This window comes from Methylocystis bryophila (genome assembly GCF_027925445.1).
Taxonomy (GTDB): domain Bacteria; phylum Pseudomonadota; class Alphaproteobacteria; order Rhizobiales; family Beijerinckiaceae; genus Methylocystis; species Methylocystis bryophila.
In genome coordinates, this window is record NZ_AP027149.1 from 2,306,960 (window position 1) to 2,320,888 (window position 13,929).

Genomic DNA, 13,929 nt, shown 5'->3' on the forward strand with positions numbered 1-13,929 from the left:
GCCAGAATCCTAAGGTGAGCGGAGTATTCCTCGTGTCGGGAACGCGCGAGAAATTCGCGACGCAGGTGGATGGCGAAGTCCTCGCCGCCATTCGAAAAATCGCCAGGAACGAAGGGCGACAATTGCAAGCGGTCGTCGAGGAGGCGCTCAAGGCGCTTATCGAGCAGCGCACGGGGAGCCGCCCGCGTGAGCATGTGCTCGCCGCTTACAAGGCGAGCGTGCCGCGCTACGCTGCGCTTTGCGAGAAGCCGGCCAAGTGAGCGACTATCTCACGGTCGTCGAAATTCTGGCGATCCACGAGGATCAGCTTGATCGGTTCGGCGGCGCTGCGGGCGTTCGAGACTTGGGCCAGTTGGAGGCGGCTCTGTTTCGCCCACAAACGGGCTGCCTTGCGCTCTTCGCGCATCGGACTATCTTCGCGCTCATGGCGATGCGAAAGACGCTTCCTTTCCTCCTTGGGCTCGCGCTTCTCGCCGCGCCCAATATTGCGGGCGCCGCCGACGAGCCCAACGGCGGCTTCATCGAGATCCCGGGCTTCGGCCGCATCCCTTTGCCGCCCCCCCTCGAGCAGGAGCCTGCCCAGGGGCAGGCGCCGCGCGACGCCCCGAAGAAGCCCCCGCGCGTCATCAAGCCCGCGGTTAAGTCGACGCCCGCGCAAGCTCAGGCGACGGTGACCGACGAGCTTGCGGCGCGCTTGAAAGCCGCGTCGGACTCGTCGGAAGCCGAGGCCGTCATGGGGCTGCTGCGCCAGGCCTTCGCCCATGCGCCCTCCGACACCTCTGGGCTGATCGCGACGCGCGCCGCGACGGCCGAGAAGGCCGGCGCCTCAGCCTTGGCGTTGGCGCTGCTCAACGACCTCGTCAGCATTGATCCCACTTGGTCAGAGGGCTTCGTCCAGCGCGCCCGGCTGCGGGCCGCCGAAGGCGACGTGCGGGGCGCGCGCGCCGATCTCGAGACGGCGCTGAGCCTCGAGCCGCGCCGTTACGACGCGCTCATGGCGCTCGGGTCGCTCAAGGAGGAGGCCGACGACAAGAAGGGCGCGCTCGACGCCTATCGCCGCGCGCTTGCGCTCGCGCCCAAGCTCGAGAGCCTGCGGCGCAGCGAGCAGCGGCTTCGTGTCGAGGTCGAGGGCCGCGACATTTGAGGGACATCTCGCCGGCGCTCGCCTGTCGCTTTCTTCGTCGCCGGGTGAAGCCGCGACTGAGCTTCGCGCAGACGCTCACCGAGGCGGCGCGGGCCTTCGCGCTCGAGTTCCCCTATGAGACGCCCGAGGGCGGCTTCAGGCGCCAGCGGCTCGGCGGCGTGCCGACAGAAGTTTGCGGCGTCGGAACGCCGCTGCTCTACCTCCATGGCGGCGCCTTCTTCGCCGGAACGCCGAAGTCCTATCGGCCGATCGCCACGGCCTTCGCCGCGATGGGCTTTCAGGTCTTCACGCCCGCCTATCGTCTCGCGCCGCGACATATTTTTCCCGCAGCCTTCGAGGACGCGCGCGCGTCCTTTGCGGCGCTCGCCCAAGAGCATGCAGCCGTCGCGCTCGCCGGCGACTCGGCCGGCGCGGGCTTGGCGCTCGGCCTCATGGCGGCGCGGCGCCAGGACGGCGAGACGCTGCCCCAGGCTGCGGCGCTCTTCTCGCCTTGGACCGATCTCGCCGTGACCGGCGTCTCGGCGCGCGAGAACGAGGGGCGCGATCCGCTCTTCACGCGCAAGATGCTGAAAATCGCCTCTCGCGCTTATCTTTCCGGCGCGAGCCCGAGGGACCCGCGCGCCTCGCCGCTTTACGCCGAGCTCTCCGACCTGCCGCCGCTCTTGATCCATGTGGCGGAGGACGAGCTCTTGCGCGACGATGCCCTTCGCTTCGCCGCCAGCGCCACGGAAGCCGGCGTCGAGACGAGGCTCTCCCTCTGGCCGGCCGTCCCGCATTGCTGGCAGCTTGCCATTGGCGTGATGGAGGAGGCGCGCGCCTCGCTTCGGGAGGCCGCGGATTTTTTGAGGGAGAGGGTAAAAAGCTCAACAGGCCCATAGGTTAGAGCTTGGTCCGACTGATTGGCTCGCCCTCCTGAATTGCCTCGCCCTAGCGATTTCCCGCTCGAACGGAATCGTTCGAGCGATGCGAAACCGCGCCAAGCCAGAATCTTAGAGCATGTCCTGACCGTAAAACCGCTCCGCACTTTTCCGTGACAGGTTCTAAGCGGCTCGATAGTTTGGCTGCAGGCAACGGAGGGAGCATCTGTGACCCCCAGCACTGTCACACCGGGCGTCCTTCGTGTGGGGTCGGCGTTGCCCGATCCTCCCTTCGAGTTCTTGGAAGCCGATGCGCCTCGCGGATTCGACATCGAGCTGACGCAGGCCATCGCCGCCGAGCTTGGCCTCGAATGGCGGCTGAGCGCTTATGCCGGCGCCGACTTCAACGGCATTTTCGACGGCCTCGCGAGCGGGAACTATGATTGCGTCGCGTCGGGCGCGACGATCACGCCTGAGCGCGAGAAGCTGGCGAGTTTCTGCACGCCCTATCTGCGCTCCGGCCAGAGCCTCGTCTGCAATGTCGAGGCGACGCCGCACGTCAAATCCATCGACGATTTGAAGGGGATGATCCTCGGCGTGCAGCACGGCAATACGTCGGAGCCCGTGGCGCAGCGGCTCAAGGAGGAGGGCCGGATCGCCGAGATCCGCACTTACGCCTACCATGACATCGGCGTGATGCTGGACGACTTGGCCGCAGGGAAAATCGGCGGGGTGATGAAGCTCGCTCCCGTGATGCGCTGGCTGATCAAGGATCGGCCGCGATTGCGCTTGGTGCAGGAAGGCATAACGGACGAAACGCTCGGCGTCGCCGTTCGTCTGGGCGACAGCGCCGTGCTAGACGCGATAAACAAGGCTCAGGCGCGACTGCAGGCGAGCGGCGCGCTGCAACGATTGGCGCAAAAATGGCTTCTGACGTAATTCCCTGCATCCACCTTTTCACCGGCGCCGATGGCCGCTCTCATGTGGAGCGCAAAGAGCTTCCTCTTGGGACCGCTTGGCTGACGAGCAAAGCGCATTTTGAGGAGACCGCGGCGGGCTCCTCGCTGGAATGGCACAGGGCGCCCTGCGAGCAATTCGTCATCACGCTGTCCGGCACGCTGGAGTTTGTCACGCGCGACGGCGAGACGTTCATTCTGCATCCGGGCGATATTCTCTTGGCGTCGGATACGACCGGAACCGGGCACCGGTGGCGTCTCATCGACGATCAGCCGTGGCGACGGCTTTATGTCGAGCTTGAGACTCCCCTCTCTTCCTAAAAAGCCCGGACTTCGGAAGCGTTCCTTGGGGCATCGACGCGCTCTCGCGCCTGCGATATGAGGCTCCAATCACGCCTCTCGTCGGGAAAACCCCCCATGCGTCCAGTCTTTCTCGCCCTCGTCGCGCTCGCCGCGCTCCTGGCGCAGCCCGCGCACGCGGCCGACCCATTGCGGCTCGCCTTGCAGGCGACCGGCACGACGGTGTGGGAGATGGCGGTCGTCTCCGCCTATGGTCTCGACAAGGAGGCCGGGCTTGATCTGAAAATCACCGAGCTCGCCTCGCCCGAGGCCGGCAAGATCGCGCTCATGGGCGGCTCGGCCGACGTCATCGTCTCCGACTGGCTCTGGGTCGCGCGCGAGCGCGCGGGCGGCCACGGCCTTGCCTTCTCCCCGGTCTCGACCGGCATCGGCGCGGTGATGACGAAGGACCTGGCGATCAAGTCCGTCAAAGACCTCGCGGGCAAGAAGCTCGGCGTCGCCGGCGGGCCGCTCGACAAGAGCTGGCTCTTGCTCAAAGCCCATGCGCTCAGGCAGGGCGTCGATCTCGAGAAGGCCGCCTCGATCGTCTATGGCGCGCCGCCGCTTCTCGCCGAGAAGGCCGCGCAGGGCGAGATCGACGCGGTGCTGGAGTTCTGGAACTTCGCGACCGATCTCGAAGCGCGCGGCTTTCGCCGCGCCATCGACATGGCGCAGGTCGAGAGGGCTCTGGGCGCAACGAGCGATCCGGTCGTCACGGGCTATGTGTTCGACGAAAAATTCGCGACGGCGCACGGCCAGACGCTCGCGCGCTTCTTCGCCATGATGAAGAAAGCGAAGACGCTCATCGCAACGAATGACGAAGCCTGGGCCAAGGCCGCTCCGCGTGTCCCCGCAAAAGACAAGGCGACGCTCGATCTCTATCGCAAGCGCTACGTCGAGGCCTTTCCCAAAGGCTCGCTCGCGGAGCAAGAGGCGGATGCCGCAAAGCTCTTCGCTGTCCTCGCCGCGACCGGCGGGGAGGCGCTGGTCGGATCCGCCAAGAGCTTGCCGCCGGGGACGTTCTACAAGGCCGCTCCTTGATCAGGCTTCTCTCCTTCGTCGCGATGCTGGGGCTGTGGCAGGGGGCGGCGCTGTTCAGCGATCCGCGCCGTCTGCCCGGGCCGCTGCCAGTGCTTGCGGCGATCTTCGAGGAAGCGCGCTCGGGCGCGCTCTTTTCCAATCTCGGCGTCACGCTGGCGCGCGTCGCGGCGAGCTTCGCGCTGGCGATGACGCTCGGCTCGGCTCTGGGTTATTGGATGGGGCGCCGTCGCGTCGCCGATAAAATCCTCGACCCGTGGCTCGTCGCGCTTTTGAATTTGCCGGCGCTGGTTGTGATCGTTCTCGCCTATCTCTGGGCCGGCTTGACCGAGGTCGCGGCGATCGGCGCCGTCGCGCTGAACAAGCTTCCTGGCGCGATGGTGCTGGCGCGCGAAGGCGCGCGCGCGCAGGATCCGCTGCTCGATGACATGGCGCGGGCCTTTCGTTTTCCGGTCGCGACGCGGCTGCGCCATGTCGTGCTGCCGCAACTTGCGCCTTATCTCGCCGCGGCCACGCGCTCGGGCCTTTCGCTGGTGTGGAAGATCGTGCTGATCGTCGAGCTCCTGGGCCGTCCAAACGGCGTCGGCTTCAAGATCTACACCGCGTTCCAGCTCTTCGATGTGCGCATGCTGCTCGCCTATGCGCTTCCTTTCGTCGCTCTGATGCTCTGCGTCGAAACTTTCGTCGTGCAGCCTTTCGAGCGGCGGGTCGCGCGCTGGCGTTGAGACGATGCTGCTCGACGTCGACATCGCGGCCAAGGAATTTCTCTCGCCGGACGGACGCAAGACGACGGTCATCGGCGGTCTTCGCTTTGCGCTCGCGCGCGGCGAGGCCGGCGCGCTCGTCGGGCCTTCGGGATGCGGCAAGACGACGCTTCTGCGCATCATCGCCGGTCTCGACGCGGATTTTTCCGGCCGCGTCTCCTTGCCGCGCGGAAGCCGGCTTGGCATGGCGTTTCAGGAGCCGCGGCTTCTGCCCTGGCGTAGCGTCTTCGACAATCTGAAGATCGCCGCCCCAGACGCGAGCGACGCCGAGATCGACGCGCTGCTTGCCGGCTTTGACCTGGCGGCGCATCGCGACGAATTTCCCGGGCGCCTATCGCTCGGCCTTGCGCGTCGCGCCGCGCTCGCCCGCGCGCTCGCCATCCATCCCACGCTCCTGCTGCTCGACGAGCCGCTCGTCTCGCTCGACGCGGCCTTGGCCCTCGAGCTGCGCGAGCGCATCGCGCGGCTCATCGACGAGACGCATGTGACGACGCTGATTGTGACGCATGATCTCAACGAGGCCATCGCGCTCGCCGACCGCATATTCATCCTGACCCCGCGGCCGACGCGTGTGGCGGCCACGCTTGCGATCGCGACGCCGCGCGGGAAAATGACAGAAGGTCGCGCACGCCACTATGCCGAGGAGGCAAAGGCGATGATTAGCCGACTGCGAGCGCCGTGATCCGATCAAATTGGCGACCTTGCCGTCCTACACGCTTCCCACAACGCCGCTCGCCTCGACGATGCTGAGGGCCGCGAGAAAGATCCCCTTCTGCGACGCCTGCTGGGATAGGGACCACCAATTGTCTACATCCTCCTGGGCGATCAAGTCGGCCTCCGCGCATTGATCGGCGACTTTGCGGACATCGAAAATCACATCGGCCTCTTGCACCTTGCCGGTCCAATAAGCGTGGACATGCGTCTCGAGCGGCTCGACGCCGCTTTGATTCATGAGTGACGCGAGTTCCCGCCCGATGAAAGGGTGGCGAATGGAGCGTTGAAAAAAGCCGGCAATCTTTCGGCTGTCGTCGAACTCGCCATTGAACAAGACGAATGTTTCCCAGTCGGGCTCGCAGGCGACAATATGGCCGCCGATCTTGGTGACGCGCGCCATCTCCTTCATGACGGCGGCGGGGGCCTCCACATGTTGTAGCGAGCGATCGATTCGCGCGCCATGCGCCCGCCGGTCCTCCAGCGGGATTTTGTGGGCGTCGCCGGGCAGAAACTGAAGGTTCGCCCTGGACCCCGCCCGCTCCTTGGCGACGGCGAGGAAGCTCTCGCTCCTTTCGACGCCGATGAAATTTGTCTCGGGGTATCGGTCGGCGAGCTGGATCAGATCCGAGCCCGTCCCGCAGGCGACATCGAGAATCGTTTGCCCGGGCTCGATTTTGAGCGACGCCCACGAATGAGATTTGTAGGCTCTGAAGAAGGGGATCTCACCCATGAAATCCAGGCATTGAAGCAGCCTGCCGAAGAGCTCGCTGTCCGCGTCGCGAAATCCGCTGCCGATGTTTTTCGTCATCCGATTCTCGCCGGGTGCTGAGGTGGGGGCTTTTGCCGGCCGCCAAGGACGGAGGGTGCGGCGATGCTAGCGCATCGTCGGTTTCGGGGCCAGGACCGGAGCCATAAAGGAGCTGCATCGTCCTGCGTCCTCTTGTTATCATTGTCCCGGCGCCCGGCGCCGCTATGCTAGAAGCGATCAGGGAGGAAGGCATGGCGGATCGGTTCATTCGTTTCTTCGGCCAGATCGGCATTGAGGACGTTCCCCTCGTCGGCGGGAAGAATGCCTCTCTCGGCGAAATGTATCGGCAGCTCGCGCCTCGGGGCATCCTCATCCCCAATGGCTTCGCGATCACCGCCGAGGCCTATCGCGACGCGCTCGACTCCGCCCGAGCCTGGCCAGCGCTCGAAGAGGCGCTTTCCGGTCTTGACGTGACGAATGTGCAGGATTTGGCCCGCCGCGCCAAGCAAGCCCGCGAGATCGTGCGCCGCGCCGGCCTGCCCGAGGCGATCGCAGAGGAAATCCGCCAAGCCCTGGCGAAGCTCGTCGAGGAATATGGGCCGGAGCTTTCTGTCGCCGTGCGCTCCTCGGCGACGGCCGAGGACTTGCCCCATGCGAGCTTCGCCGGCCAGCACGAGAGCTATCTGAACGTGCGCGGCGAGGCGGGCGTGCTGGAGGCCGTCGTGCATTGCTTCGCGAGCCTCTTCACCGACCGGGCGATCCGCTACCGCGTCGACAACGGCTTCGATCATTTCAAGGTGTTCAATTCCGTCGGCGTCATGAAGATGGTGCGGTCCGACATCGCGGCGTCGGGCGTCTTGTTCACGCTCGACACGGAAACAGGTTTCGAGGACGTGGTGTTCCTGACCGGCTCCTACGGGCTTGGCGAGAATGTCGTGCAGGGCGCCGTCGATCCCGACGAATTTTATGTCTTCAAGCCGACCTATCGCGCGGGCAAGAGAAGCGTGCTCAAGCGCGAGCTGGGGGCGAAGAAGATCAAGATGATCTTCTCGGAAGGCGGCCTGACGACGACGCGCAATATGCCGACCGACGTGCGCGAGCGCCAAAAATTCTGCCTGAGCGATGAGGAGGTGCTGACCCTCGCCGGTCAGGCGATCACGATCGAGGACCATTACAGCGCGGTCGCGGGCGTGAAGCGGCCCATGGACGTGGAATGGGCGAAGGACGGGCTCGACGGGCGTCTCTACATCGTGCAGGCGCGTCCCGAGACCGTCGCCTCGCGTCGCGACCGCGCCGCGCTCGAAACCTATCGGATCGAGACGCGCACGCCCGTGCGAATCGAGGGTAGGGCGGTCGGAACGAAGATCGCGGTCGGCCGCGCCCGCGTTATTTCGCATTTGAGCGAATTGCCGCAATTCGTCCCCGGCGAGATCCTCGTCGCCGACTCGACCTCGCCCGACTGGGGCACAGTGATGAAATCGGCGGCGGGCGTCGTCACCAATCGCGGCGGCCGCACCTGTCATGCGGCGATCGTCGCGCGCGAGCTCGGCATACCGGCGATCGTCGGGGCCGACGGCGCGACGCGCGCGATCCGCTCGGGCGAGCTGATTTCCGTCTGTTGCGCAGAGGGGGACATTGGCCGGGTTTATGAGGGCGAGATCGGCTTCGTCGTCGAGCGCGTCGATCTTTCGCAACTGCCGCGTCCTCAAACCCATGTCATGCTCAATGTCGGCAATCCCGAGCTCGCCTTCGCGCTCTCGCGCCTCCCCAACGATGGAGTCGGCTTGGCGCGCATGGAGTTCATCGTCGCCGAGTCGATCAAGGCGCATCCGATGGCCCTGGTCCATCCCGAGCGCATCGCCGATGCGGAGGAGCGCGCCGAGATCGCGCGACTGACGGCGAACGACGCGAGCCCGAAGGAGTTCTTCGTGCGCCGGCTCGCCGAAGGGGTTGCGACCATCGCCGCCGCTTTCTATCCCAAGCCCGTCGTGCTGCGCATGTCCGACTTCAAGAGCAATGAGTATGCTCAGCTCCTCGGGGGACGCGCCTTCGAGCCTGTGGAGGCCAATCCGATGATCGGCTTTCGCGGCGCCTCGCGCTATGCGCATCCGGCCTACAAGGAAGGCTTTGCGCTCGAGTGCGCTGGCGTCAAGCGCGTGCGCGAGGAGATGGGCCTTACGAACGTCAAGCTGATGATCCCCTTCTGCCGAAGGATCGACGAGGCCGAACGCGTCGTGGAGACCATGGCCGAGCTCGGCTTGAAGCGCGGCGAGAACGGGCTCGAGATCTATGTGATGTGCGAGATTCCCAACAATGTGCTGCTCATCGACGCCTTCTCGAAGCATTTCGACGGCTTCTCGATCGGCTCGAATGATTTGACGCAGCTTACCCTCGGCGTCGATCGCGACTCGGAGATCGTCGCCTTCGACTTCGACGAGCGCGATCCCGGCGTCAAAGAGATCATCCGTCTCGCGGTCGAGGGCGCGCGGCGCAATCACCGCCATTGCGGCATTTGCGGTCAGGCGCCGTCGGACTATCCCGAGATCGCCGAGTTCCTGGTGCGGCTCGGCATCGACTCGATCAGCCTCAACCCCGATACGGTGCTCGCGACGACGCGGCGGCTTCTCGAGGTGGAGAAGGCGCTGGGGAGACCGGCGCGAGGGTAGGGCGCGCGCTTGCGCCCTCCCACGTTACGCCGCGCTCGGCTCGCTGGCGTTCGAGAAAATCGCCGGCGCCAAATTGAAGGTTTATGATAAAGAGTGATGTGACAGCGAAGACTACGAAGAGCGCCGCAAGCATGTCGCCAATGAGAAGCTGTCTGATCATCCCGAGAGCGCACGTCGCGGAAACGATGTTTACATTCGGCGCCGGCGCGTTGATCTTCGACTTTGCCGACAGCGAAGGAATAAAGCGGCACGCCTCGCTCATCCGCCGCGCGCGCGAGACGCTATGCCCGTCGCGGCTTCTCGCTCGCCTGCCGCGGCTCGACGATCCTGCGTTCGATCTCGCGCTCGAGACGCTGCGCGGCGCGGCTCCCGACGGCGTCGTGCTGCAAGCGGCCGAAGGCGCGGAGACTGTGCAGCAGCTCGGCTCGCGGCTCGCGGTCTTCGAGGCGGAAGCGGATGTGGCCGACGGCGCGATCCGCATTGTCGCCGAGCTCTCGACGCCAGCAGGATTGCTTTCCTGCGCCGCCTTGGCCCGCGCCTCGCCGCGGCTCCACGCCTTGCTCTTCGGACGCGCCGCTTTGGCGTCTGCGCTCGGGACGGAGGAGAATTCGGCCCCCGTGGAGACGGCGCGCGCGCTGCTTGCTCTTGCGGCCGCGGCGGCGGGAGCGCTGGCGCTCGACGCGCCCTGCCGCGACCCCGGCAAGCTCAAGGAAGAATGTGTCGCCGCGCGCCGCGACGGGTTTCTCGGCAAATGCGCGGTGAGCCCGAAAGACATCGGCGTTATCGAGAGCGTCTTCAGCGCCGATAAATCGCCCCATTCCCCGCGCTAGCTCCCGCAATGAAACGCCTCGCGTCGCTCCTCTGCCTCCCCCTTGCGCTTCTGGCCGCGCCCAGCGCCTTTGCCCAAAGCGCCGCGCACGCGCGCCCCGCAAAATCATCGGGCGAAGCCCCCGCCGGCGGCGTGCGCCTGTCCGCCGCGCTGACGGCCGGCGAGGCGGCGAGCATCAAGGGCGGCTTGATTTGGCGCGTCTTCGATGAGCAGGCGCAAGCCGACGGCTCGCACCGCCTCGTCGCGGAGTCGCGCGAGGCGACACCGAGCTTGGCGCTGCCGGACGGGGCTTATGTCGTGCATGCGTCGCTCGGCCTCGCGGGCGCGACGAAACGCGTCGTCGTCGATGGACGCTTCGCGCATGAGCAGCTGATTCTTAACGCCGGCGGGCTCAAGCTCATCGACAAGCTCGGCGACGCGACGATCCCGGCGCAACGGCTCGCCATCTCGATCTATGTGCCGGAGCGCAACAATTCGGAGGCGAAGCTCGTGCTCGCCAACGCCCGCGCCGGCGAGGTCATCTCGCTTCCCGAAGGCCCCTATCACATCGTCGCGACTTTGCTCGACACGAGCGGCGCGGCGCCGGGCGAGAACAATGCGACCAATTCGGTCGTGACCACCGATTTACGCGTGCCGGCCGGCAAGCTCATCGAGGCGACGCTGCGCCATCGCGCCGCGACGATCACGCTGAAGCTCGTCAACTCGCCGGGAGGCGAGGCGCTCGCCAACACGTCCTTTTCGGTGCTGACGCCCGGCGGCGACGTGATCCGCGAATTGATCGGCGCCTTTCCCTCTCTGGTGCTCGCCGAAGGCGAGTATGTCGCCATCGCGCGCCACGACGGCAAGACCTATCAAAACAGCTTCAAGGTCGTCTCGACGAAGGACTCGGATGTCGAGGTGGTCGTCGGCAAGAGCTTGCCCAAGCAGCCCGACTCGGTCGAGCCGGCAGGAATGCAGTAGGCGGCGCGCCCAGTCCCAGCCCCGCACGGGAGCAGGGGATTAGCCGCCCGCGGTTGTTCCGCCCGAGAGGCCGAACAGCGCCTTCAACAGATCGACGGCAAAGTCGCGCTCCTCGAGCCAGAGGTAGAGCAGAGCAGCGGCCGCGAGCGCGGCGACGATCAGGGCGTCGCGCGTGCGAAAGGGCATGATCAGCGATAGGTCACGGCCCGCGCCGCGGCGACGATCTCGTCGATCGACGGCAAGGCGAGCTGCTCCAGATTGGCGGCGTAGGGCATCGGCACGTCCTTGCCGGTGACGCGCGCGACGGGGGCGTCGAGCCAGTCGAACGCTTCTTCCTGCACGCGCGCGGCGATCTCCGAGGCGATTCCGCAGCACGGCCAACCCTGCTCGATCGCGACGACGCGATGCGTCTTCTGGACCGACTGGACGATCGTTGCGACATCCATCGGACGCAGCGACCGAAGATCGATGACCTCCGCCTCGATGCCGTCCTTGGCGAGCGCCTCGGCCGCGCCGAGCGCGAAAGTCACGCCGATCGAGAAGGAGACGAGCGTCACGTCGCGGCCCGGCCGCGCGACGCGCGCCTTGCCGATGGGGATGAGGAAGTCGTCGAGCGCGGGCACGTCGCCCGACTTGCCGTAGAGGATTTCATTCTCGAGGAAGACGACGGGATTGGGATCGCGGATCGCGCTTTTGAGCAGCCCCTTGGCGTCGGAAGGATTCGACGGCGCGACGACCTTCAAACCTGGCACTTGCGCGTACCAGGCCGCGTAATCCTGGCTGTGCTGCGCGGCGACGCGCGCAGCGGCTCCGTTGGGGCCGCGGAACACGATCGGGCAATTGATCTGCCCGCCCGACATATAAAGCGTCTTCGCCGCGGAATTGACGATGTGGTCGATGGCCTGCATCGCGAAATTGAAGGTCATGAACTCGACGATGGGCCGCAAGCCCGCGAAGGCCGCGCCGACGCCGAGCCCCGCAAAGCCATATTCGGTGATGGGCGCATCGACGATGCGGCGCGCGCCGAATTCCTGCAGCAGGCCCTGCGTGACCTTATAGGCGCCCTGATACTCGCCGACCTCCTCGCCGAGCACGAAGATCGCCTCGTCGCGCCGCATCTCCTCGGCCATCGCGTCGCGCAGCGCCTCGCGCATGGTCATCTGCAGCATGCGCGTGCCGGGCGGAACCTCGGGCTGCGCAATTTCTGGCTCAGGCGTTGGCGTTGGCTTCGGCGCCGGCGTCGCGACGGTTTGGGCCGGGGCGGCAGGAGTCGGCGCCGCGGGGGCCGGCGCCGGCGGCTGCGGGGCCGGGCCTGGCGGCGCCTCAGCGGCTTCTCCCTCCAGCGCGATGACCGCGATCGGCGTGTTGACGGCGACATTTTCGGTCCCGCCCGGCACGAGGATGCGGGCCAGCACGCCTTCGTCGACGGCCTCGACCTCCATCGTCGCCTTGTCGGTCTCGATCTCGGCGACGACGTCGCCGGATTTAACCGGGTCGCCTTCGTTCTTGAGCCATTTGGCGAGCTTGCCGCTCTCCATCGTCGGCGAGAGCGCGGGCATGAGGATGTTGACGGTCATGCGTGAAGGCCCCGAATTTCAAAAGCTCGATGGCCCCCTCCCCAACCCTCCCCCGGTTCCCGGGAGAGGGAGCAGACTCGAAGCTTGACGAAGAACTTGCGCAACGTCGGCCGTCCCCTCTCCCGCGAGAGCGGGGGAGGGAAGGGGAGGGGGCGACGGCCGTCGCCAACCAGCCGCGTAATTATTTGCGCTTTGACGTTCACGCCCACACATCCGTGTAAAGCTCGCTCGGATCGGGCTCCTTGTCGGCCGTCGCGAAATCGGAGGCTTCGGAGACGATCTTGCGCACCTCGGCGTCGATTTTTTTCAGCTCGTCCTCGGACACGCCGCCCGCGATGAGGCGCAGCCGCACCTGCTCGATCGGATCATGCTCCTCGCGCATGCGCGAGACTTCCTCCTTGGAGCGATATTTCGCCGGATCCGACATGGAATGGCCGCGGTAGCGATAGGTCTGCGCCTCAAGGATGTAGGGACCGTTGCCCTTGCGGCACCAGTCGATCGCCTCTCGCGCCGCGCTATGCACCGCGCGCACGTCCATGCCGTCCACCCGCGCGCCCGGAATGTTGAAGGCGACGCCGCGTTTGGCGAAATCGGACTGCGCCGAGGAGCGCTCGACCGAGGTGCCCATCGCATAGCGGTTGTTTTCGACAATGAAGACAACCGGCAGGCGCCAGAGCTCCGCCATGTTGAACGTCTCGTAGACTTGGCCCTGATTGGCGGCCCCGTCGCCAAAGAAGGTCAGCGACACGCGGCCGTCGTCGCGATAGCGATTGGCGAAAGCCACGCCGGCGCCGATCGGGACCGGCGCGCCGACGATGCCGTGCCCGCCGTAGAAATGCTTCTCGCGCGAGAACATGTGCATCGAGCCGCCCTTGCCCTTGGAGACGCCGTGGCGGCGCCCTGCAAGCTCGGCCATGACGGCCCTCGGGTCCATGCCGCAGGCGAGCATGTGGCCGTGGTCTCTGTAGGAGGTGACGATCTGGTCGCCGTCCTTCGCCGCCATTTTGACGCCGACGACGACCGCCTCCTGGCCGATGTAGAGATGACAGAAGCCGGCGATGACGCCCATGCCGTAGAGCTGCCCCGCCTTTTCCTCGAAACGGCGGATCAACAGCATCTTGCGAAAGGCGGCTCGCTCTTCGTCGAGCGAGAAGGACGGCCCAGCTTGTGGAGTAGTGTCCGTGCCGGCCGTCATCGCTCCCCCGTCGTAAAGTCTGTAGAAGCCGAACATAGACCAAGAGTCGGCCGAAAACGAGCCGCCTCTAGAGCACGACGCGAAAAAGTGGAGACCGGTTTTTCGCACAAATCGCGCTGCTCTAAGGCGAAATTGCGAAAGG

Annotated in this window: 15 protein-coding genes; 11 read left to right on the top strand and 4 right to left on the bottom strand. The window is 66.0% G+C overall.

All coding sequences use genetic code 11. The features are described 5' to 3' along the window. Window positions 1-14 precede the first annotated feature (14 nt). From QMG80_RS10795 to QMG80_RS10830, 8 genes are all read left to right on the top strand, one after another. The gene (locus QMG80_RS10795; protein WP_085772831.1) at window positions 15-260 is read left to right on the top strand and encodes a hypothetical protein; all 246 of its coding nucleotides are present in this window, start codon (window positions 15-17) and stop codon (window positions 258-260) included. Next, window positions 257-1,144 carry a hypothetical protein gene (locus QMG80_RS10800; RefSeq protein ID WP_102938128.1) on the top strand — a complete coding sequence of 296 codons (888 nt, stop codon included), beginning with the start codon at window positions 257-259 and terminating at the stop codon, window positions 1,142-1,144. Before QMG80_RS10795 ends, QMG80_RS10800 begins: the two co-directional genes overlap by 4 nt. Beyond that, window positions 1,141-2,022: an alpha/beta hydrolase gene (locus QMG80_RS10805; protein ID WP_085772832.1), complete on the top strand. Its 882-nt coding sequence runs from the start codon at window positions 1,141-1,143 to the stop codon at window positions 2,020-2,022. The genes QMG80_RS10800 and QMG80_RS10805 overlap by 4 nt, the downstream gene beginning before the upstream one ends. Before the next feature lie 207 nt (window positions 2,023-2,229). Beyond that, window positions 2,230-2,940: an ABC transporter substrate-binding protein gene (locus QMG80_RS10810; protein WP_085772833.1), complete on the top strand. Its 711-nt coding sequence runs from the start codon at window positions 2,230-2,232 to the stop codon at window positions 2,938-2,940. Further along, window positions 2,925-3,278, top strand: a complete 354-nt coding sequence (locus QMG80_RS10815; RefSeq protein WP_085772834.1) for a cupin domain-containing protein — start codon at window positions 2,925-2,927, stop codon at window positions 3,276-3,278. The genes QMG80_RS10810 and QMG80_RS10815 overlap by 16 nt, the downstream gene beginning before the upstream one ends. 96 nt (window positions 3,279-3,374) lie before the next feature. Beyond that, window positions 3,375-4,337, top strand: a complete 963-nt coding sequence (locus QMG80_RS10820) for an ABC transporter substrate-binding protein (protein ID WP_085772835.1) — start codon at window positions 3,375-3,377, stop codon at window positions 4,335-4,337. Then, the gene (locus tag QMG80_RS10825; RefSeq protein ID WP_085772836.1) at window positions 4,334-5,059 is read left to right on the top strand and encodes an ABC transporter permease; all 726 of its coding nucleotides are present in this window, start codon (window positions 4,334-4,336) and stop codon (window positions 5,057-5,059) included. Before QMG80_RS10820 ends, QMG80_RS10825 begins: the two co-directional genes overlap by 4 nt. 4 nt (window positions 5,060-5,063) lie before the next feature. Then, window positions 5,064-5,780, top strand: a complete 717-nt coding sequence (locus QMG80_RS10830) for an ABC transporter ATP-binding protein (RefSeq protein ID WP_085772837.1) — start codon at window positions 5,064-5,066, stop codon at window positions 5,778-5,780. 27 nt (window positions 5,781-5,807) lie between these two features. On the opposite strand, the gene QMG80_RS10835 is transcribed toward QMG80_RS10830, so the two are convergent. Beyond that, the gene (locus QMG80_RS10835) at window positions 5,808-6,620 is read right to left on the bottom strand and encodes a methyltransferase domain-containing protein (RefSeq protein ID WP_085772838.1); all 813 of its coding nucleotides are present in this window, start codon (window positions 6,618-6,620) and stop codon (window positions 5,808-5,810) included. A 191-nt stretch (window positions 6,621-6,811) separates the two neighbouring features. On the opposite strand from QMG80_RS10835, the gene ppsA reads away from it, so the two are divergent. The 3 genes from ppsA (at window position 6,812) to QMG80_RS10850 (ending at window position 11,015) form a co-directional block, all read left to right on the top strand. Further along, window positions 6,812-9,226: a phosphoenolpyruvate synthase gene (gene ppsA / locus QMG80_RS10840; protein WP_085772839.1), complete on the top strand. Its 2,415-nt coding sequence runs from the start codon at window positions 6,812-6,814 to the stop codon at window positions 9,224-9,226. 140 nt (window positions 9,227-9,366) lie between these two features. Beyond that, window positions 9,367-10,056 carry an aldolase/citrate lyase family protein gene (locus QMG80_RS10845; RefSeq protein ID WP_210190832.1) on the top strand — a complete coding sequence of 230 codons (690 nt, stop codon included), beginning with the start codon at window positions 9,367-9,369 and terminating at the stop codon, window positions 10,054-10,056. An 8-nt stretch (window positions 10,057-10,064) separates the two neighbouring features. Beyond that, window positions 10,065-11,015: an RgsD C-terminal domain-containing protein gene (locus QMG80_RS10850; protein WP_085772841.1), complete on the top strand. Its 951-nt coding sequence runs from the start codon at window positions 10,065-10,067 to the stop codon at window positions 11,013-11,015. Window positions 11,016-11,054: 39 nt separating this feature from the next. Here QMG80_RS10850 and QMG80_RS10855 read toward each other — a convergent pair whose 3' ends face one another. From QMG80_RS10855 to pdhA, 3 genes are all read right to left on the bottom strand, one after another. After that, window positions 11,055-11,201 carry a hypothetical protein gene (locus QMG80_RS10855; RefSeq protein WP_158658849.1) on the bottom strand — a complete coding sequence of 49 codons (147 nt, stop codon included), beginning with the start codon at window positions 11,199-11,201 and terminating at the stop codon, window positions 11,055-11,057. A gap of 2 nt (window positions 11,202-11,203) precedes the next feature. After that, complete coding sequence (locus QMG80_RS10860) at window positions 11,204-12,592, bottom strand: pyruvate dehydrogenase complex E1 component subunit beta (protein ID WP_085772842.1); 1,389 nt, start codon at window positions 12,590-12,592, stop codon at window positions 11,204-11,206. A 199-nt stretch (window positions 12,593-12,791) separates the two neighbouring features. Continuing rightward, entirely contained in the window at window positions 12,792-13,787 is a 996-nt protein-coding gene (pdhA, locus tag QMG80_RS10865) for a pyruvate dehydrogenase (acetyl-transferring) E1 component subunit alpha (RefSeq protein WP_102938218.1), read from the bottom strand. Between the last annotated feature and the right edge of the window lie 142 nt (window positions 13,788-13,929).

Bases quoted from the DNA above. Each gene is read 5' to 3' on its own strand.
- QMG80_RS10815 (WP_085772834.1), top strand. From the start codon at position 2,925: ATGGCTTCTGACGTAATTCCCTGCATCCACCTTTTCACCGGCGCCGAT.
- QMG80_RS10820 (WP_085772835.1), top strand. From the start codon at position 3,375: ATGCGTCCAGTCTTTCTCGCCCTCGTCGCGCTCGCCGCGCTCCTGGCG.
- QMG80_RS10830 (WP_085772837.1), top strand. From the start codon at position 5,064: ATGCTGCTCGACGTCGACATCGCGGCCAAGGAATTTCTCTCGCCGGAC.
- QMG80_RS10835 (WP_085772838.1), bottom strand. From the start codon at position 6,620: ATGACGAAAAACATCGGCAGCGGATTTCGCGACGCGGACAGCGAGCTC.
- ppsA (WP_085772839.1), top strand. From the start codon at position 6,812: ATGGCGGATCGGTTCATTCGTTTCTTCGGCCAGATCGGCATTGAGGAC.
- QMG80_RS10845 (WP_210190832.1), top strand. From the start codon at position 9,367: ATGAGAAGCTGTCTGATCATCCCGAGAGCGCACGTCGCGGAAACGATG.
- QMG80_RS10850 (WP_085772841.1), top strand. From the start codon at position 10,065: ATGAAACGCCTCGCGTCGCTCCTCTGCCTCCCCCTTGCGCTTCTGGCC.
- QMG80_RS10855 (WP_158658849.1), bottom strand. From the start codon at position 11,201: ATGCCCTTTCGCACGCGCGACGCCCTGATCGTCGCCGCGCTCGCGGCC.
- QMG80_RS10860 (WP_085772842.1), bottom strand. From the start codon at position 12,592: ATGACCGTCAACATCCTCATGCCCGCGCTCTCGCCGACGATGGAGAGC.
- pdhA (WP_102938218.1), bottom strand. From the start codon at position 13,787: ATGACGGCCGGCACGGACACTACTCCACAAGCTGGGCCGTCCTTCTCG.